Below are 19,303 nucleotides of genomic sequence, written 5' to 3' on the forward strand. Positions count from 1 at the left end.
TAGTGGACTACGAGGTTCCACTCACATGGGTCTCAGCTCTCCCGCGCCGCTTCGGCCTGACCGAGAGCCTTCTTGCGCGCAATGTCTTCGAGGGCCGCGATGTACTTCGCTCGCTCGGCTGCGCCGGCCTCCCAGGCCGTCTTGCGATTGCGGACGACTTTGGCCGGGGCACCGACGGCGATGCTGTAGTCCGGAATCTCACCCTTGACGACGGCATGGGCACCGAGGACGCAGCCTCGCCCGATTCTGGTTTCCCGCAGGATCGTCACCTTGGCGGCGATCCAGGTGTCGGGTCCGATTCGTACCGGGCCCTTGACGATTCCCTGGTCCTTGATGGGCATGTTCACGTCGTCCATCCGGTGGTCGAAATCGCAGATGTAGCACCAGTCGGCCACGAGCGTCGACGCGCCGATCTCGATGTCGAGGTAGGTGTTGACGACGTTGTCCTTGCCGAACACCACTTTGTCTCCGATGCGGAGCGAACCCTCGTGGCACCGGATGGCATTGCCGTCGCCGATGTGGACCCACCGACCGATCTCGAGGCGAGACAGTTCAGGGGTGGAGTGAATCTCGACGTTCTTGCCGAGGAAGACCATGCCCCGCAGGATCACGTGCGGGTTCGCGAGCTTGAACTTGGCCAGACGGTAGTACCGAACCAGGTACCAGGGGGTGTAGGCCTTGTTGGCGAGCACCCAGTCGAGGGACGCCCGCGTGAGAAACCGCGCTTGCTCGCTGTCGCGTCGTCTCGACCCGCGCCAGCGTGTTCGCAGCGGCGCGTTCCACATACTCGTCATGGACGTTCACCCTAGTTTCTCGCTCGCCCGCTCTCTGCCGGCACCCGTCAGCGGGCTAGTGTTGTCTCTCGACCGATGCCCGGGCATCGGCGCAGCAGGCCGAGTGACCGCCGATCGAAAGGGCACAACGGACATCATGGGGAGTGCTCGAATGCGTGTCGGGTTCGGTGCAGGTTCGACGTCCGGAGCAGGCAAGGGTCTGACTGCAGTGGCTGCGACGGTCCTGTTGACCCTTGCCGGGTGCAGCACGGAACCTGCTGCCATCGAACCGCTCTCGCCCGACTCCTGGCCCGCGGCGCACGCGAACCTCCGCAACAGTGGCTCGACGGACGTATCGGTCGGTGCTCCACTGACGCGGGACTGGACTCGACCCACCGGCGGCACCGTGACGTCACCGGTATCGATCGGCTCGAACGGTCAGATGTTCGTCACTGCCGCAACGGAATCGGGTTGCAATCTGTTCTCGTTCGAGATCGAGTCCGCCCGCAAACGCTGGTGCAACCGGATCGGCCCTTCCGTGGTGACCGCCACCCCCACCGTCGATTCTGCGATCAACGTCTACATCGGCGACGAAGGCGGGCTGAACTCATACAACGATCACGGGCAATTACGTTGGCGTACACCGGTATACGGTGTTCCGAAATCCGCCCAGTTCTTGGGCGACGGCAGCGTGCTGTCGATCACCCAGATGGGTCAGGTCAGTGTCCTCGATTCCCAGAACGGCCAACTGCGAGTACCCATTCTCGATCTCGTTCCGGCCCCGGACTTCTTGACCGACCCCGATGCGGACTTCGAGCCGATGGACACCGGACTCGCCCAGTGCAGTTCGGGTGAATCCGAATGCGCTGTGCCTGCCGCGCCCGCGGTGGACCGCGCCAGCGACGCCATCTACCTGACCCTGTGGCGACCGGGTTCGATTGCGCCGCAACTCGTCTCGCTGCAGTACTCCCGCGACGGCGCACCTGGACTCGTCGAACGGTGGTCCTCGGACCTCCTCCCTGCCGGCGTCGCATCGAGCCCGGTGCTCTCCGAGGACGGATCGACGGTCTACATCGCCGACGTCGACGGGCGACTGACCGCATTCGACACCTCGGACGGGAAACAGAAGTGGACCGAGGGCACGGGACTCGGAATCGGAGGCAGTCCATCGATCGCCTCGGACGGCACCATCGTCCCGGCCGGCGGCGACGGCACCCTGATGGGACTTCGAGACAACGGCGACTCGGCCGAGCGCGTGTGGGTTCGCGACGACGTCGAACAGGCCGGGGCAGCAGCACAATCCGCGGACGGGCGCGGCCACACCGTCGTTCGCGACGGCGACGGGCTGGCTCTGCTCACGTTCGACGCGGCGACGGGCGACAGCATCGATTCGCAGCCCTTACCCGATGTCGTCGGCACCACCGTGGGCACGTCCGTCGGTCCCGACGGGCAGGTCGTCACGGCGAGCTACCTGGGCGAGATCTTCACCTACACCGGCTGACGGACCGCGCCCGGCTCGCAGACGAACGCCACGGCCGAGCGCTCGATGCGAGTGATGACGACCGACAGCGAGACCCGGCCCCGCAGCTTGAGTTTGGGCCTGAGCAACGCGGGATCCACGTCGACTCCGCGCACCAGGATCTCCACCGCGCCACACCCCAGTCGATTCAGTTGCTGCCGAAGCACTTTCTCCGAGAACTTCGACTGCTCGAGGATTCGGAAACCACGCACTCCGACGGGTACGGCGTCGCCAGTCAGGTACGCGATCCTCGGATCCAATTGCCAGAGGCCGAATTTGGCACCGTAGTGCCGCACCAGTCCGGCCCGCACGACCGCACCGTCCGGATCCACGATGTATTCACCGGGCGGCCGAACGGGAATCTCGTCCGACTCGGCGTCGGTGATCTCGAGCGCACTTCCGTCGGATCGCAGGACCGCGGCACGTCGCCGAATTCCGCTGTCGCCGAGACCTTCCGACCATAGGCACGCCTCGCGTACTCCCCCGTCGAGGGAGACCACCTCGATCTCACCGGGCCAATCGAGGGCATCGAAATCCAGCCCGGGAGCGCATTTGACGACCAGATCTCGCCCCCGATACGCGTCGAGGAGATCCGGCAACGGAGGTTCGAGCGCTGCGGGATCGTGCCGTCGACGACCACCGACGCGTCGTCCGGGATCGGCCACGATCACGGTCCCCCGTGTCGTCGGGGTCAGTGCGTCGGCGCGCAGCACCGTCGCGGAGGGCACGTTGTGGGCAGCCATGCGCACCCGAATCGGGTCCAGGTCACTTCCCACCGCAAGTTCGGTCGTGTCGACCAACGCCGCCAGCTCGCTGCCGATGGAGCAGGTGACATCGTGCACCCGCCGTCCGGCCAGGCGGTCCGCGCGCCTGCGAGCGACGATCGTCGGCGTCGCCTGCTGCACCGCGTCGTCGGTGACGAGCCAGCCGTCGGACCCCAGCAGCTTCGCCCGCGCTTTCCGCCGCACCGTCACCGTCTCGACGAGGGCCGCAACGTGCTCGGGGTAGCGGGCACGTACCGAGGCGATATCGCGCAGCGAAGTTCGCGCGTCGAGCTCGAGTCGGTCGACTGCACCGAGTGCCTCGGCACCGGCCTCGCTTCGCAGGAAGTCGAGGTCGGTGCCGGTGAAGTCATAGCCCACGGTTGGGACCGATCGATGCAGCGTCGGCCGTACGGCCGACGGTGGTGGAACGAATCAAGCGCGGGGCGCGGGCTTGGTTCCGGTGATCATCACGTTGTAGAACATGCCTCGCGGTACCACGTGCTGCAAGACCTTCTCGTCGACCCAGCTCAGTGTCTTCCACCCGTTGAACGCGAACTTGGCCCAGTTCCAGCCGAGCTTGCCTGCCGGAACGGCAGCCTCGAACGTGCGCACCGGCCACCCGAGCAGAGCGGCAGCGAATTCTTCGGTGTTCGCCTGAACGGCCTCGGCACCTGCCGACAACGCGATGTTCTCGAGGTCGGTCGGATCGAACGTGTGCAGGTCCACGACGGCCTCGAGTGCTGCAGCTCGCGAGGACTCGTCGAGTTCTTCCTGTGGTTTGCGCCAGTCCGCCAGGAACGGCAGCTTGGTGGCACGAGTGGTCGCTTCCCAGGTGATACGGCCCAGCCAGCGAGCGTAGAAGTTGCCCACCGTGGTCGGCTCGCCTGCGAAGACGAAGCGTCCACCCGGCTTGAGAACGCGCAGAACTTCTCGAAGAGACTGCTCGACGTCCGGGATGTGGTGAAGCACGGCGTGACCGACCACCAGATCGAAGGTGTCGTCGTCGTACGGAATCGTTTCTGCGTCGGCCACCCGGCCGTCCACATCGAGTCCGAGGTGCTCGGCGTTGCGCAGCGCGACCTTGACCATTCCGGGTGAGAGGTCGGTGACCGAGCCCTTGTCGGCAATCCCGGCCTGCATCAGGTTGAGCAAGAAGAAACCTGTGCCACAACCCAATTCGAGCGCACGACCGTACGGCAGAGCCGCTCGGGCCGATGCGTCACCGGACACCGCCTGATCGAACCTGCCTCGGGCGTAATCGATGCAGCGCTCGTCGTAGGAGATCGACCACTTGTCGTCGTAGGTCTCGGCTTCCCAGTCGTGGTAGAGCACCTGCGCCAGTTTGGTGTCCGACCGCGCTGCCTCGACCTGCTCGGCCGTGGCGTGCGGATTCGGTGCCGGATCGACCTCGCGGTCTCGCGCCTCGGCCGAGACGAGAGGCGTCACAGAAGCAGTCGGTCGATTCGCACCGTCGTGGGGGCTTGCAGTCATGAGGCGAGCCTACTATCCGGTAGCCATGGAACAAGTTCGTCCACCGACCTCGATGCTCAACGCCCGGTGAAAGCGGCCTTACCCGGTCCGTTCGCGATGAAGGATTCCATCCCGACGGTGCGGTCCTCGGTGGCGAACAGGGCCGCGAACTGCTGTGCCTCGACGCGCAGTCCGTTGGTCAGGTCGACGTCCAACCCCTGATCTATGGACGCCTTGGCCGCAGCCAGAGCGCGTGACGCTCCGGTCGTGAACTGCCCCGCCCATGCGCGTGCCGCGTTGTACACCTCGTCCGGCGCAACCACCTCGTCCACCAAACCGATGCGCAGGGCCTCCTCGGCTCCGACGAAACGGCCGGTGAAGACCATGTCCTTGGCGCGACTGGGCCCGATCAGACGGGCCAGGCGCTGCGTGCCGCCGCCCCCGGGAATGACTCCGAGCAGCACCTCGGGAACGCCCAGCTTGGCATTGTCTCCGGCGATGCGTCGGTCTGCGCCGAGCGCGACCTCGAGTCCACCGCCCAGTGCGTATCCGGTCACTGCGGCCACGACCGGTTTGGGAATCGTGCTGAGCGAGCCGAGGGCGGACTGCAGTTCCGCCGCGATATCGGTCATCTCGACGACGGACATTGCCGCCATTTCCTTGATGTCGGCACCGGCCGCGAACACCTTTTCGCCGCCGTAGACGATGACCGCTCTGACGTCGGAGTTCACGGCGGCTTCGCGTGCCGCAGCCCGGATCTCCTCCTGCACCTGACGATTGAGCGCGTTCATCGGTGGGCGATCCAAGCGAATGGTGCCGATACCGTCGGATACTTCGAGAGTCACGAACTCAGCCATGGCCGAAGGCTACCGCGCCCGAGTTCAGCGATCCGACCAGGGATGGACCGTGCCCGCGTAGTACGCGTCCTCGCCGTCGAACTCCACTCGGACGGTGCCGTTCTCCCGGGTCAGGACGGGCAGGACCGTCGCGATCGTCTGCTCGTGATCGAGAACGTCGGCCACCGTGTCGAATCGGCCGAGCGCATCGAGCTGGCTCCACGTCGGTGGCAGCAGGACGGTGGTCCCCGAACGCCAGTCCGTCAACGCGTCCTCGGCCGAACGCCAGCTCACCGACGCCGCCTCGCTGGTCTCCCCGTCGGCATTCTGCCCCTCGGGGAGCACGGCAACGAAGAACCTCGTGTCGTACCGTCGGGCTTCACCGATCGGGGTGATCCAGTGCGACCACGGCCGCAGCAGATCTGCTCGCAGAACCAGATCGTGGTCGGCGAGAAACTGGGCGAACGACAGCTCCCGGCGTTCCAGTCGACCGCGTTCCGCAGAGAACGGGGCGGTGTCGGCGACCACCGAATCCGCCGTCGGACCGGCCAACAACACGCCACACTCCTCGAACGTCTCGCGTGCCGCTGCGCACACCAGCGCCTGCGCCTTCCCCTCGTCGGTACCGAACCGGTCGGCCCACCACGACGGCGGCGGACCTGCCCACTCGATGTCCGCGGCCGCATCCGACGGATCCACACCGCCACCGGGAAATACCGTCATGCCGCCCGCGAACGCCATCCCGCCGACGCGTTCGAGAAGGAACACCTCGATGCCGGGTTGTGATCGGCCGTCACGGATCAGGATGACGGTCGACGCATCACGTGCTGGAACGGGATCGGCGGCGGTGCTCGAGCTCATCTCCGCAACGTACCGCTGAGCCGGTGCGCCCGAGCACGGGGTCCGCTCTAGCGGCGGTGCGCCCCGGCAGCGCGCGTGCGCCGCGCGAAGTAGCGACCGTCGACGCGATCGAGGGTGATCGACTGGCTGAATGCCTCGGTCAGGTTCTCCGCCGTGATGACGTCGTCGACCAGGCCTTGCGCAACCACACCGCCCTCCTTGAGGAGTAGTGCGTGGCTGAAGCCGGGCGGGATTTCTTCCACGTGGTGGGTGATCAGCACGGTCGCGGGAGCGTCGGGGTCGGCGGCCAGATCGGCCAACCGGGCTACCAGTTCCTCGCGGCCGCCGAGATCGAGGCCGGCAGCGGGCTCGTCCAGCAACAGCAGTTCGGGGTCGGTCATCAGGGCACGGGCGATCAGTACACGCTTGCGCTCACCCTCCGACAGGGTGCCGTAGGTCCGGGTCGCCAGATGTTCGGCCCCGAGGCTCTCGAGCATCTCGACGGCCCGTTCGGTGTCGATCGCGTCGTACTTCTCCCGCCAGCGCCCCAGCACGGAATAGCCGGCGGATACGACCAGATCGGAGACGAGTTCGTCGGCAGGGATTCGGTGCGCCAACGAGGACGACGACAAGCCGATTCGAGGACGCAGTTCCGAGACATCGGTTCTGCCCATCACCTCACCGAGGACGTGAGCGACACCGGACGTGGGATGGATCTCGGCGGCAGCGATACGGAGCAGCGACGTCTTACCTGCACCGTTGGGCCCGAGTACGACCCACCGTTCGTCCAGTTCCACCTTCCAGGTGACGGGACCCACCAACGTCACGCCACCTCGGCGAACTACGACATCGGTGAAATCTACGAGCAGGTCGGGATCCGGTTCAGACACGGCTCCTATCCTCCCGCACACTCCCCGCGCAGACACGGCAGGATGTGCACGCGTGTCGCCCATTGACGATGTACCTCGCACCTCCCGCCGTCCCGTCGACGGGGTCACTCGCGTGAACCCGCCCGGGCAGCCGTTCCCACTGGGTGCCACTGCGCATCCCACTGGTACGCAATTCGCAGTCCACGCTCCCGGTGCGGATGGCGTCGAGGTATGTCTGATCGACCCGGACGGCGGCGAGCGGCGCGTGGAGTTGACCAACCGGACATTCGGCATCAGACATGCCTTCGTCCCTGACGTCGGGCCAGGCGTGCGGTACGGCTTTCGCGCGCACGGCACCTGGGATCCCCACTCGGGCCGACGATTCAACGGGGCCAAGATCCTGCTCGACCCGTCCGCCCGCCAGGTGTCCGGTGACTTCGGGGATCCCGCGGCCCTGTTGGCCTACGAGGACGACCCGTTCGGAGCCCCCAGCAGTCGCGATTCCCTCGGCCACCTCCCGCTCGGCGTCGTCCGCGGACCGTCGGACAACGGCGACCGGCCGCTGAGGCCTGCCGTTCCCTGGGACAGAACCGTGCTCTACGAATTGCACGTCGGGTCGTTCACCGCGCGCCACAACGGCGTACCCGAACACCTCCGTGGCACCTACCTCGGGCTCGCGCAACCGGCCGTACTCGAACACCTGGCTCGAACGGGCATCACGTCGGTCGAATTGCTGCCGGTCCACACCACGTTCACCGAACCCGGGGTACGCGCTCGAGGGATGCGAAACCATTGGGGCTACTCCACGGGCGCGTATTTCGCTCCCGATCCGCGTTTCGCCGCCGTACGAGGCAACGAAGTGGACGAGTTCCGGACGATGGTCGACGCGTTGCACAGCGCAGGGATCGAAGTGATCCTCGACGTGGTCTACAACCACACGTGCGAATCCGCGGTCGACGGGCCGTCGATCAGTTGGCGGGGTCTCGACGCGCCGGGGTACTACCTGCTCGACGGTCGCGGATCCGACGTCGACCTGACCGGTTGCGGCAACACACTCGATTCGGCGTCTCCCGCCGTGGTCCGCATGGTGTGCGACAGCCTGCGGTACTGGGTGCAGGACATGGGCGTGGACGGATTCCGATTCGACCTGGCCAGTACGCTCGGCCGACCGGGCGGTTGGCGATTCGATTCTCGTGCACCGCTGTTGACGGCGATCGGTACCGATCCGGTGCTGTCGGGCGTCAAGTTGATCGCCGAACCCTGGGATGCGACCGGTGCCGGATATCAGGTGGGCAACTTCGGGGTCATGTGGTCCGAGTGGAACGACCGCTACCGAGATACCGTGCGAGGATTCTGGGCCGGCCATCACGGAGTGCGCGAATTGGCTTCCCGCCTAGCCGGTTCCGAGGACCTCTATGCCGGCAGCGGTCGACTGCCGTGGGCGTCGATCAATTTCGTCACCGCACACGACGGATTCACCGCACACGATCTGGTCTCGTACGAACGAAAGCACAACGAAGCCAACGGCGAAGAGAACAGAGACGGCACCGACAACAACTCCTCGGTCAACTACGGCGTCGAGGGTCCGACCGACGATCCCTCCGTCCTCGACGACCGTGGGCGACACGTCCGTGCTCTGCTTGCCACCCTGACGCTGTCGACCGGAACACCGATGCTGCTCGCAGGTGACGAACTCGGCCACAGCCAGGGCGGAAACAACAACGCGTACTGCGTATCTCACGATGCACCGGCATCCGACGCCTGGGCAGTCGACTGGGACAGCGCGGATCAGAACATGATTCGATTCGTGGCGCGCCTGCTGCGCGTACGTGCGAGCGCCCCGACACTGCGTCAGCAGGAGTTCTTCACCGGCCGGGCGACGCCGACCGGTCGACCGGACCTCGTCTGGTTCGATTCCGCCGGAATCGAATTCGATCACGACAGATGGAACGACGATTCGGTGCGCACGATCTCCGCCTGGGTCGACGGGTCCGACGTGCGTTCCTACGCCTCCGACGGCGGGCAGGTGGACGACGCGAGTTCGTTGCTGATCTTGCATTCCGGCGGTCCCGCGGAGATCACGCTGGCCTGCCCCAGTTGGTCGTCGTCTCGATTCGTGCCCGTCCTCGATTCCTCTCGCGTGGACGGCGTCCCACCCGATACCACTGCACTGGAGGCAGGTTCGAAGATTTCGGTGACCGGCTCCACCGTTCTCGTGTTCCGCAGCGCCGGTAGGTGAGTCATGAACAGCTGCACGAGCGGTCCTACCCCGAGCGCGTAGAGCACCGTACCCACACCGAGAGTTCCGCCGAGCAGCCAGCCGGTGAGTACCACTGTCAGTTCGATTCCCGTGCGAGTGAGGCGAATCGACCATCCGGTGCGCGCCACCAACCCGGTCATCAAACCGTCTCGGGGGCCCGGGCCCATTCCCGCACCGATGTAGAGCGCCGTGGCGAAGGCATTGACGACGATGCCCGACACCATTGCCAGTGTCCGAACGATCGGCCCGTCCAGATGGGGCAGGATCGCCGACGTCGTATCCACGGCGACAGCGATGACGATCACGTTGCTCACGGTCCCCAAACCCGGACGCTGCCGCAGCGGTATCCACATCAGGAGCACCGCCACGCCGGTGATGGCAGTGATGGTTCCGAAGCTGAGTGACAGGTGCCGCGACAGACCTTGGTGGAACACATCCCAGGGGTTGACGCCGAGCCCACCGGCGATCATCAGCGACATGGACGCGCCGTACAGCCACAGGCCGACGTAGAGCGCCGTCAGGCGAGACGGGAGACGACGGCCGGCGACGCGTAGCGGTGAGAAAGGCATGGTGTCAGTGTCCGGCCACTGGATACCTCGTTCGATAGCCAGTTGCGCGACAGTGGACCCCCGGCCGATGCTGCGTTACATCCGGACAGCGATCACGGTCGTCGAACCGGGAGCCACTTCGGTGAAACCAGCATCTCGGACTGCGACGGCGCGACCCGCGCGGACCTCGTCCAGCGCGTGCGTCCACTGCTCCGGATCCGCCGATCGAACCGAACAGGCGAAACCGGAATCGGCCCAGGCTCGACAGTCGTCGAGGCTCATCGCACCGGCCAGCAACATCGACGCATGACCCACCTGCGCCGCGGCCTTGCCCACCGTCATCGACAGGGACGCGTCGATCCACAGCACCGGCCCGGCGCTCGGCGGTGACTCTTCTTCGGCCGGTACGTCGGTGCCGCCGATCTGAAGACGCTTGATGCGCGGATCCAGATCGCCGACGCGGCCCGGCACGAAAGCACGGGCCGAAGCGTTCCCGACCTCGACCGTGACACCCGGAACTTCCTGCGCTGCAGTCCATTGCGCGCCGCGGGCACGGCGGGCCACCTTCCTGATCCGCGCCGAGGTCCACGCAACGAAAGGCTCGTGCCACGAGGCGTCGACACCGACCCGTGGGTCGAGGCACAGCGCCACGACGGCTCGGGCGGCGGCTTCGAGTAGGTCGTTGCGCACCGGCGGGTCGGCCTTGGGTATGTGCAGCACCATGGGCATGGCCAGAACCTCAGACGGGTCCTCGGGATCCTCGGCACCGCCGTAGCCGCGGGCCAACTCGGCGTGACGCGAGGCGAAGGTGTTGGCGTCCGAGAACTGCTCGGGTTCAGCCGTATCGGACGTCGACCCGGCACGGTCCCGATCGACGGAGTCGCCGACGGCGGGGGCGTCGGTCATGGGATCGGGACGCGGCGGACTCCCCCGTCGACGGCATCCGCGGCTTCGATCTCGTTTCGGGTGACCCCGAGAATGAACAGGACGGCGTCCAAGTACGGGTGCGAGATCGCAGTGTCGGCGATCTCGCGTAGCGCGGGCTTGGCGTTGAACGCAACGCCGAGCCCGGCCGCGGTGAGCATGTCGATGTCGTTGGCACCGTCGCCGACCGCGACCGTCTGCTCCATCGGCACTCCGGCTTGGGCGGCGAACTCCCGCAGTGCGGTCGCCTTCGCAGCACGGTCGACGACGTCGCCGATGACGCGACCGGTCAACTTCCCGTCGACGATCTCGAGTGTGTTGGCTTTCACATAGTCGAGTTCGAGTTCGTGAGCCAATCCCTCGATCACCTGGCGGAACCCACCCGATACGACACCGCAGGCGAAACCGAGACGCCGAAGCGTCCGGATGGTCGTTCGAGCCCCTGCCGTCAGCTCCAAGCTGTCGGCGACGTCGTCGATGACGGATGCGTCGAGGCCGGCCAGCGCTGCGACACGCTGTTCCAACGACTCGGCGAAGTCGATCTCCCCGCGCATCGCCGCCTCGGTGACGGCACGTACCTCGTCTTCGCGCCCGGCCCGGGCGGCAAGCATCTCGATGACCTCGCCCTGGACCAACGTCGAGTCCACGTCGAACACGATGAGTCGTTTCGACCTCCGTGCGATGCCGGCTCGCTCCACTGCGATGTCGACGCCGATTCCCGCTGCGATCGCGGCGAGGCCGGTGCGTAGCTGGAGGTCTGCCTCAGGCGAGGTGTCGGTGGCGGTGACCTGAAGTTCGAGGCCCGTCACCGGGTAGTCCGCGATCCCACGGATGGAATCGATGTTGGTCCCCTGCCGGGCCAATTCTCTCGAGATGGTGCTGAACGCTCGCGCAGTCACCGGACGGCCGAGCACGACGACGACATGCGTGGCCAGCGTGCGTCCACCGTTCTGAGCCGCGTCGATCTCGACATCGACATGGACACCCACGGTGGCCATGGCGTCTTCGAGTTCTTCCTGGAGCGCCTCGGGATCGCGTGGACAGGTCAGCAACACTCCCAGGGTCAGCCTCTTGCGGATGACCACCTGCTCCACGTCGAGCAGACTGACGTCGTGCCGTGACAGGGCCGCGAACAGCACCGATGTGACACCTGGTTTGTCGGGTCCCGTCACCGTTACCAACACCGCAGTGTCGCTCGATCTCACCGAATCTCCCTTTCGCACTGTCCCCCCAATTACTGGTGTGCCCTGCTCGTGTCCCGCGACCGCCGCCGAACGGGCCGGACGCGCAGGGAAGATTGTCGCAAGCGAAGAGCCCCGCCCGGTAGCCGGGAGGGGCTCTCGCTGTGCTGTGGACTACCGGGGATCCGGGTCGCCCGAACCTTCGTGATCGCTGGTGGCGATCGGAGCCCGGCGGGCCTGTTCGAGTACCGCGGTGGTCTTGCCACCGTGAGCACCAGGACCGACGTGCGCTTCGGACCGCATCCGCTCGACCATGTGCGGGTAGTGCAGCTCGAACGCCGGGCGCTCGGAACGAATCCGAGGCAGCTCGGTGAAGTTGTGCCTCGGGGGCGGGCACGAGGTGGCCCACTCCAGCGAGTTTCCGTAACCCCACGGATCGTCGACGGTGACGACCTCACCGTATCGGTACGACTTGAACACGTTCCAGACGAACGGCAGCGTCGAGGCACCGAGAATGAACGCACCGATGGTCGAGATGATGTTCAGTTCGGTGAATCCGTCGGACGGCAGGTAGTCGGCGTAGCGACGTGGCATGCCTTCGTTACCGAGCCAGTGCTGCACCAGGAACGTGGCGTGGAATCCGAAGAACGTCAGCCAGAAGTGCCACTTGCCCAGAGCCTCGTCCATCATCCGGCCCGTCATCTTCGGGAACCAGAAGTAGATGCCTGCGTACGTCGCGAACACCACGGTGCCGAACACCACGTAGTGGAAGTGGGCGACGACGAAGTACGTGTCGGTGACCTGGAAGTCGATGGGAGGCGAAGCCAACAGCACACCGGTCAGTCCGCCGAACACGAACGTGATCAGGAAGCCGATCGAGAACAGCATCGGCGTTTCCAGCGTGACCTGTCCGCGCCACATAGTGCCGACCCAGTTGAAGATCTTCACACCGGTCGGAACAGCGATGAGGAATGTCATGAACGAGAAGAACGGCAGCAGTACCGCGCCGGTGGCGTACATGTGGTGGGCCCACACGGCGATCGACAGTGCGGCGATGGCGATCGTCGCGTAGATCAGACCCGAGTAACCGAAGATCGGCTTGCGGGAGAACACCGGGAACACCTCGGACACGATTCCGAAGAACGGCAACGCGATGATGTAGACCTCGGGGTGCCCGAAGAACCAGAACAGGTGCTGCCACAGCAGCACTCCGCCCGTTGCCGGGTCGAAGAGATGCGCGCCCAGGTGGCGGTCGGCGGCAAGGCCGAGCAGTGCGGCGGTCAGCAGCGGGAACGCCAGCAGGATCAGAATCGACGTGACCAGGATGTTCCAGGTGAAGATGGGCATCCGGAACATCGTCATACCGGGTGCGCGGAGGCAGATCACAGTGGTGATCATGTTGACGCCACCGAGGATGGTTCCCAGACCGGCGACGGCGAGGCCCATGATCCACAGGTCGGCACCGACACCGGGCGAGTGCAGAGCAGAGGTGAGCGGCGTGTACGCCGTCCATCCGAAGTCGGCCGCGCCACCCGGGGTGATGAAGCCGGCCGTGGTGATCAGCGCACCGAACAGGTACAGCCAGTAGGAGAACGCGTTGAGACGCGGGAACGCCACGTCCGGCGCACCGATCTGCAGCGGAAGAATGTAGTTGGCGAAGCCGAACACGATCGGTGTTGCGTACAGCAGCAACATGATGGTGCCGTGCATCGTGAACAGCTGGTTGTACTGCTCGTTGGACAGGAACTGCATCCCCGGCACGGCCAACTCGGCGCGCATCAACAGCGCCATCAGTCCACCGACGAGGAAGAAGGCGAACGACGTCGCGATGTACATGATCCCGAGAACCTTGGGATCGGTTGTGGTCACCGCCTTGTGGATGAACGAACCCTTCGGTCCCATCCGCGGCGGGAAAGGCCGAGCAGCATCCACCGCGGGAGCGGGCCTAGGCGCTAGGGCAGTCACAGATCCTCCTGATTGCGCGTCCGACCCCGAATCACGAGGCGACGTCACTAGTCGTGCGCTACTCGAATCGTAGACCGTCGGACCGACGCTTGCCGAACCGGTCCTACCGTGTGTCGTATTGGATTCGATCGAACCATGGTTCGGGGTGCGATCTGCCTGCGCCGTCGGCCTTTACGAGCCCTCCGACACACCCCGGAACACCGTGCGAGCAGATGGCCGAGAAGGGTCCGCGGCAGTGCTCTGCGCGAGGCGATTTCCGTTACTGTGTGAGACCACCCGACCCGCAGAAAGAAGTTCCGCGTTGCCACTTCGACCACGACTCCCCCGCCGGTTCGCGCCACACACCACGGGCACGGCGGCCGCTGTCTGTCTGATGGCAGCCGTGGCGTTGACCGGATGCTCCGACTCCGCGACCGAGGACGACGCATCCACCATCGTTCGCAGTACGACGAACATTGCCGGAGCGGGGGTGGTCGGTAACAACCGGGACACCGTCGGACTGTGTCCCGCACTTGCCCCACTCGACCCGACTGGAGTCGAGGGCGATACGCGCCCCGTCGGGCACGCCGAGGGCATCAGTGCCATCCCGGCCGATCCACAGCGCATCGTCGTCCTCGACGCTGCAGGCCTCGACGCCAGCTGCGCGGTCGGGATCTGGGAACGCGTCGTCGGCGCGGCCACGCTCGACCCCGACTTCCGGGGAGACGGAGACCAGCCGCTGTACCTGGGTACCGGCCTGGCGTCGGTTCCGTCGGTCGGCCCGGTCGGTGCCCCCGACCTCGATGCGATCGCCGCCCTCGCCCCGGACCTGATCCTGGGGGCCGATTCTCTCGGATCCGATACCTACGATTCGCTGACTGCCATCGCGCCGACCGTGTTCACCGCGACCGGACAGGGATGGAAAGACACTTTTCTGCAGTCCGCAGCCGCCTTGGGTCGAGGCCAGGCAGGATTCGACCAGCTCGCGTCGTTCTCCGCGGATGCCGAACGCGTCGGTCGCGAGATCGATGCAACCCAGACGCAGGCGTCGGTCGTCCGATTCGATGCCGATTCCGTCGAGGTCGACGGCCAAGATTCGTTCGCCGGCCAGGTGCTCGCCGAGGTCGGCGTGGCACGGCCACAGAATCAGCGTGACACCGGTTTCTCGGTCGAGCCCGGCAACCTGGAGCCCGTCGAGGGCGACATCGTCTACGTGCGATTCGCGGGTCCGGACGGCGAGACCTTCGGCCGTGAGGTGATGGACGGCGACGCGTGGCACGCTCTCGGCTCGGTCACCGACGGGCGGGTGTTCGCGGTGAACGACACGGTCTGGTCGGGCAGCGGGGTCGTCGCGGCGCGGGCCGTTCTGGCCGACCTGTCCGCTTCTCTGAACGCCTACGTGTCCTGACGCGATGCCTATCCCGGACTTCGTTCAGGCGCTGCGCAGCGTCGTCGGCACGTCCCCGCTGTGGCTGTCCGGCGTCAGCGCAGTCGTTCTCGACGACGATCGGCGCGTGCTGCTGACTCTGCGGGCAGACAACAACACCTGGGCCGTGGTGTCCGGAATCCTCGAACCCGGCGAGGAACCTGCACCCGCCGCGCTGCGTGAGATCGGTGAGGAGACCGGTGTGGACGCCACGATCGTGCGCCTGACGAGCGTCGACGTGACGGAGCCCATCACGTACCCCAACGGCGACGTCGCGCAGTATCTGGACATCACGTTCCTGGCTCGCTACACCGGCGGCACTCCTCATGTCGCCGACGACGAGAACCTCGACGTGGCCTGGTTCGAGCTCGATGGCCTACCCGAAAACCTGACGGCCACATCACGATTGCGGATCGAGAAGGCCATCGCCGACGACCCGTCGGCGTGGTTCCGACGCTGACTCCCCCACCATCCCGAGACCGCAGCTCCGTCGAATCGTCCCCCACTCGGTCGATAATGTGATATCACTTTAGTATCACTCACGAGAGGGAGGTTCCGATGTCCGTACCCACTACCGTCGCCGAGAAGCCGACGGGTACTCCGACCACCACCATCGCCGAGCGCACCGGCTGGGATCTACCCGGCTGGTCGATGCTCGGCGTCGGTCTCGTGTTGTTCCTCGGCGGAATCGCCACGTTCGTTCTCGGACTCGCCTTCTCCGTCGTGGCGCTGATGGCCGTCGGAGTCGCGCTGTTCGTGCTGTCGTTGCCGGCACTCATGGGATTGACTCTGGTGCAACCGAATCAAGCTCGTGTTCTGCAGCTACTCGGCAGTTCGTACAGCGGAACGCTGCGCACACCGGGGCTACGCTGGACCAATCCGTTGACGTACCGCAGGGCCATCTCGACGCGAATTCGCAACCACGAGACCGGCCAGTCGAAGGTCAACGACGCCGACGGCAATCCGATCGAGATCTCTGCCATCGTCGTCTGGCAGGTCGCCGATACCGCCCTGGCGTCGTTCCAGGTCGACGATTACGAGGAGTTCGTCGCCGTCCAGACCGAATCGGCCGTCCGTCATATCGCCGGCAGCTACCCGTACGACGCCGAAGGACGAATGTCGTTGCGCGAGAACGCCGACGAGATCACCGCCGCCATGTCTGAGGAAGTACACGCGCGGGTGAGATCGGCAGGCGTCGAGGTGATCGAGACCCGCATCAACCGTCTTGCCTATGCTCCGGAGATCGCGCAGGCCATGCTGCGACGCCAGCAGGCCGGAGCTGTCATCGCGGCGCGTCAGCAGATCGTCGAAGGTGCGGTGGGAATGGTGGAGATGGCACTCTCGAAGCTCGAGGAGAAGCACGTCGTGGAACTCGACGAGGAGCGGAAAGCGGCGATGGTGTCGAACCTGCTCGTCGTGTTGTGCAGCGATCGCGATACCCAGCCCGTCGTCAACACCGGATCGCTGTACCAGTGAGCCATGGCCGTCGAGCGTAAGAAAATTCTGCTTCGGCTGGACCCAGCGGTGCACGACGCTCTTGCCCGCTGGGCCTCCGACGAGCTCCGAAGCACCAACGCTCAGATCGAGTTTTTACTGCGTCGAGCACTGAGCGAGCAGGGCCGAATGCCGAAGGAGGCCAAAGACATTCGCGCGCCGGGCCGCCCACCGAAGGAGTGAGCGGCACGGCGCGAGGATGGGTTTCTAGAAGTCCCAGTCCTCGTCTTCGGTGTTGACGGCCTTTCCGATGACGTACGAGGAGCCCGACCCGGAGAAGAAGTCGTGATTCTCGTCGGCGTTGGGTGACAGAGCCGACAGAATTGCCGGGTTCACATCCGTCTCGTCCTTGGGGAACAGGCCCTCGTAGCCGAGGTTGTTCAGTGCTTTGTTGGCGTTGTAGCGCAGGAACTTCTTGACGTCCTCGGTCAGACCGATCTCGTCGTACAGATCCTGGGTGTACTCGACCTCGTTGTCGTACAGCTCGAACAGCAACTCGAAGGTGTAGTTCTTCAGTTCCTCACGCCGCTCCTCGCTGACCTTCTCGAGGCCCTTCTGGTACTTGTATCCGATGTAGTACCCGTGCACAGCCTCGTCACGAATGATCAGCCGGATGAGGTCTGCCGTGTTGGTGAGCTTGGCCCGCGAGGACCAGTACATCGGCAGGTAGAAGCCGGAGTAGAAGAGGAACGACTCGAGCAGAGTCGACGCCACCTTGCGCTTGAGCGGGTCGTCACCGTGATAGAAGTTCAGCACGATCTCGGCCTTGCGCTGAAGGTTGACGTTCTCCTCGGACCAGCGGAACGCATCGTCGATGTCGCGGGTGGAGCTGAGGGTGGAGAAGATGGAGCTGTAGCTCTTCGCGTGCACCGACTCCATGAACGCGATGTTGGTGTACACCGCCTCCTCGTGCGGAGTGATGGCGTCGGGAATGAGGCTGACGGCACCGACCGTCCCCTGAATCGTGTCCAGCAGGGTCAGTCCGGTGAACACGCGCATCGTCAGCTGCTTCTCGACGGCGGTCAGAGTGGCCCACGACGGGATGTCGTTGGACACCGGCACCTTCTCGGGCAGCCAGAAATTACTGGTGAGACGCTCCCAGACTTCGGAGTCCTTGTCGTCCTGGACCCGATTCCAGTTGATTGCGGAAACGCGATCGATCAGCTTCACCATGTGTCCTATCTACCGAGAGAATCTGCCGAATATTGGCTTGCTTGAACACTACCCGTTGTGTCCGACATCAATAGCTAACACAAGATCTGTGTCGTGCGCGTTCTGCGTACCTGGAGGGGCGCACAACGCGCACGACGTGAGTTCGCCCTCCCAGCCCTCACGTCGAAGAACCTGCGCCACGTCTCCTGCGACGCCGCACGGATCGCTGCTGACCTCCTCGTACCCGAAAACGAGTCGCGCACGCCCGGCGAGTTCCGAAGCATTGTCACGTCGCCGATCGCGGAATGCGACCTCTTGCATCGAATGGAACCGACGACCGTCCAGGCGCACGGTCAGCGTACGAGATCCAACTCGGTACACGACGTCCTCGTAGAGTGTCCGCCCGTCGACCTTTATCTCGCTCTGCCGTTCGGTAGCAGGGAGCCCGTGAGCCTCTTCGACGTTGGTCGCATATTCGAGTTCGAGAACAGACTGAACGCCGTTCGCGAGCAAGTCGACGGCTTCGGTCAGCGCTGTGAGATACCGGTACGGCCTGCGGACAGCGATCTGCTTCCGAACGTCCGTCAATCGAATTCGCCGCTGAGTCACCGACGACACCAAGCTGTGGAAAGCCTGCCTCGGCGTAGGTTCCGACACCGCCAGATCGAGTGCAGTGTCCACCAGCGTCGTTCGCGGCATATCCCCTGTTACGCCGATGTGCCGGTGCGCACGAGATCGGTGCACCACCACTCCGGGATGCAGCGATAGTCCGATGCCCGCCACCAGCCTCGTTCCGACCCTGGGGACCGAGCGCAGCGTCGGGCGCTGATTGCATGCAGACTTTCCGTACGGCACGGTGACGTGGACGGCCGAATCGGGATCGGGCCGTCGCAATCCCCATTCTTCGGCTGCGGAGCGGTGGCTCAGCATTGCGTGCCCACCTCCGTACAGAAGCGCTGCCATCAGGATCCGATCCCGAGTCAACGGCCCGGTGAAGATCGAGTAGACGCCGCGCAGAACAACGATCCACGCGCCACTCTCCACTAGCTTGCGGACTCGATTTCGGCTGTACCCCAACTTCGTGACCTGCGACTGCGTGAACAGCCCCCACTGCGTGTCGATCAGAACCTGAAGTTCTCGACCGTCCCCCCGACCATGTTCCATGGCCGGCCATCCTGCCCAGTGGGTACGACAACTTCCGTCGTGGGGGGGTTTTTGGGCCCCCGGGTTGCCCAAAGACCACCCCCGGGGTAGCCGCCCCGAAGCTGGTAGCAACGGCCCCCGACCGCCGGGGCCCCGCGGG

Annotated in this window: 17 protein-coding genes and 1 pseudogene; 6 read left to right on the forward strand and 12 right to left on the reverse strand. The window is 65.2% G+C overall.

The window, feature by feature from the left end; genetic code table 11:
• Nucleotides 1-32 precede the first annotated feature (32 nt).
• A complete protein-coding gene (locus tag AB0P23_RS04310) occupies nt 33-794 on the reverse strand; it encodes an acyltransferase (protein ID WP_027496620.1) in 762 nt (253 codons plus the stop codon).
• A gap of 151 nt (nt 795-945) precedes the next feature.
• Here AB0P23_RS04310 and AB0P23_RS04315 point away from each other — a divergent pair, with 151 nt between their 5' ends.
• Entirely contained in the window at nt 946-2,274 is a 1,329-nt protein-coding gene (locus AB0P23_RS04315; protein ID WP_052068886.1) for a PQQ-binding-like beta-propeller repeat protein, read from the forward strand.
• On the opposite strand, the gene AB0P23_RS04320 is transcribed toward AB0P23_RS04315, so the two are convergent.
• Genes AB0P23_RS04320 through AB0P23_RS04340 form a run of 5 tightly spaced genes read right to left on the reverse strand, consistent with a single transcriptional unit; the run spans nt 2,262 to nt 7,092 of the window.
• Nucleotides 2,262-3,434 carry a hypothetical protein gene (locus AB0P23_RS04320; RefSeq protein WP_027496618.1) on the reverse strand — a complete coding sequence of 391 codons (1,173 nt, stop codon included), beginning with the start codon at nt 3,432-3,434 and terminating at the stop codon, nt 2,262-2,264. The two genes, AB0P23_RS04315 and AB0P23_RS04320, sit on opposite strands and share 13 nt — an antisense overlap.
• Nucleotides 3,435-3,488: 54 nt before the next feature.
• A complete protein-coding gene (locus AB0P23_RS04325; protein ID WP_032370757.1) occupies nt 3,489-4,547 on the reverse strand; it encodes a class I SAM-dependent methyltransferase in 1,059 nt (352 codons plus the stop codon).
• 56 nt (nt 4,548-4,603) lie between these two features.
• Nucleotides 4,604-5,383 (reverse strand): enoyl-CoA hydratase-related protein, encoded by a 780-nt coding sequence (locus AB0P23_RS04330; RefSeq protein WP_287451590.1) that lies wholly within the window; start codon nt 5,381-5,383, stop codon nt 4,604-4,606.
• Nucleotides 5,384-5,407: 24 nt separating this feature from the next.
• Nucleotides 5,408-6,223 (reverse strand): NUDIX domain-containing protein, encoded by an 816-nt coding sequence (locus AB0P23_RS04335; RefSeq protein WP_032390078.1) that lies wholly within the window; start codon nt 6,221-6,223, stop codon nt 5,408-5,410.
• A gap of 47 nt (nt 6,224-6,270) precedes the next feature.
• Nucleotides 6,271-7,092 (reverse strand): ABC transporter ATP-binding protein, encoded by an 822-nt coding sequence (locus AB0P23_RS04340; RefSeq protein WP_027496614.1) that lies wholly within the window; start codon nt 7,090-7,092, stop codon nt 6,271-6,273.
• A gap of 61 nt (nt 7,093-7,153) precedes the next feature.
• On the opposite strand from AB0P23_RS04340, the gene glgX reads away from it, so the two are divergent.
• Complete coding sequence (gene glgX / locus AB0P23_RS04345) at nt 7,154-9,310, forward strand: glycogen debranching protein GlgX (RefSeq protein ID WP_052067086.1); 2,157 nt, start codon at nt 7,154-7,156, stop codon at nt 9,308-9,310.
• Here glgX and AB0P23_RS04350 read toward each other — a convergent pair.
• From AB0P23_RS04350 to ctaD, 4 genes and pseudogenes are all read right to left on the reverse strand, one after another.
• Nucleotides 9,253-9,900: pseudogene (locus AB0P23_RS04350) on the reverse strand (membrane protein); the annotation flags it as partial. The gene glgX and the pseudogene AB0P23_RS04350 sit on opposite strands and share 58 nt — an antisense overlap.
• A 75-nt stretch (nt 9,901-9,975) precedes the next feature.
• The gene (locus AB0P23_RS04355) at nt 9,976-10,785 is read right to left on the reverse strand and encodes an aminoacyl-tRNA hydrolase (RefSeq protein ID WP_027496611.1); all 810 of its coding nucleotides are present in this window, start codon (nt 10,783-10,785) and stop codon (nt 9,976-9,978) included.
• Nucleotides 10,782-12,008, reverse strand: a complete 1,227-nt coding sequence (gene serB / locus AB0P23_RS04360; RefSeq protein WP_287451592.1) for a phosphoserine phosphatase SerB — start codon at nt 12,006-12,008, stop codon at nt 10,782-10,784. Before serB ends, AB0P23_RS04355 begins: the two co-directional genes overlap by 4 nt.
• A gap of 150 nt (nt 12,009-12,158) precedes the next feature.
• Complete coding sequence (gene ctaD, locus AB0P23_RS04365) at nt 12,159-13,949, reverse strand: cytochrome c oxidase subunit I (protein WP_027496609.1); 1,791 nt, start codon at nt 13,947-13,949, stop codon at nt 12,159-12,161.
• Between the two features lie 373 nt (nt 13,950-14,322).
• Here ctaD and AB0P23_RS04370 point away from each other — a divergent pair, with 373 nt between their 5' ends.
• The 4 genes from AB0P23_RS04370 to AB0P23_RS04385 all read left to right on the forward strand — a co-directional run bounded on the left by AB0P23_RS04370 (nt 14,323) and on the right by AB0P23_RS04385 (nt 17,031).
• Complete coding sequence (locus tag AB0P23_RS04370) at nt 14,323-15,336, forward strand: iron-siderophore ABC transporter substrate-binding protein (RefSeq protein WP_204856428.1); 1,014 nt, start codon at nt 14,323-14,325, stop codon at nt 15,334-15,336.
• 4 nt (nt 15,337-15,340) lie between these two features.
• Complete coding sequence (locus AB0P23_RS04375; protein ID WP_027496607.1) at nt 15,341-15,814, forward strand: NUDIX domain-containing protein; 474 nt, start codon at nt 15,341-15,343, stop codon at nt 15,812-15,814.
• Nucleotides 15,815-15,912: 98 nt separating this feature from the next.
• The gene (locus AB0P23_RS04380) at nt 15,913-16,830 is read left to right on the forward strand and encodes an SPFH domain-containing protein (protein WP_032401381.1); all 918 of its coding nucleotides are present in this window, start codon (nt 15,913-15,915) and stop codon (nt 16,828-16,830) included.
• A 3-nt stretch (nt 16,831-16,833) separates the two neighbouring features.
• The gene (locus AB0P23_RS04385; protein WP_027496605.1) at nt 16,834-17,031 is read left to right on the forward strand and encodes a hypothetical protein; all 198 of its coding nucleotides are present in this window, start codon (nt 16,834-16,836) and stop codon (nt 17,029-17,031) included.
• 24 nt (nt 17,032-17,055) lie between these two features.
• Here AB0P23_RS04385 and nrdF read toward each other — a convergent pair whose 3' ends face one another.
• The gene (gene nrdF / locus AB0P23_RS04390; RefSeq protein WP_027496604.1) at nt 17,056-18,021 is read right to left on the reverse strand and encodes a class 1b ribonucleoside-diphosphate reductase subunit beta; all 966 of its coding nucleotides are present in this window, start codon (nt 18,019-18,021) and stop codon (nt 17,056-17,058) included.
• 48 nt (nt 18,022-18,069) lie between these two features.
• Nucleotides 18,070-19,164, reverse strand: coding sequence for a type IV toxin-antitoxin system AbiEi family antitoxin domain-containing protein (locus tag AB0P23_RS04395; protein WP_206497945.1), 1,095 nt, complete (start codon nt 19,162-19,164; stop codon nt 18,070-18,072).
• Nucleotides 19,165-19,303 lie beyond the last annotated feature (139 nt).

It is taken from the genome of Rhodococcus sp. NPDC077669 (assembly GCF_040686915.1).
In the GTDB taxonomy this organism is placed as follows: domain Bacteria; phylum Actinomycetota; class Actinomycetes; order Mycobacteriales; family Mycobacteriaceae; genus Rhodococcoides; species Rhodococcoides fascians.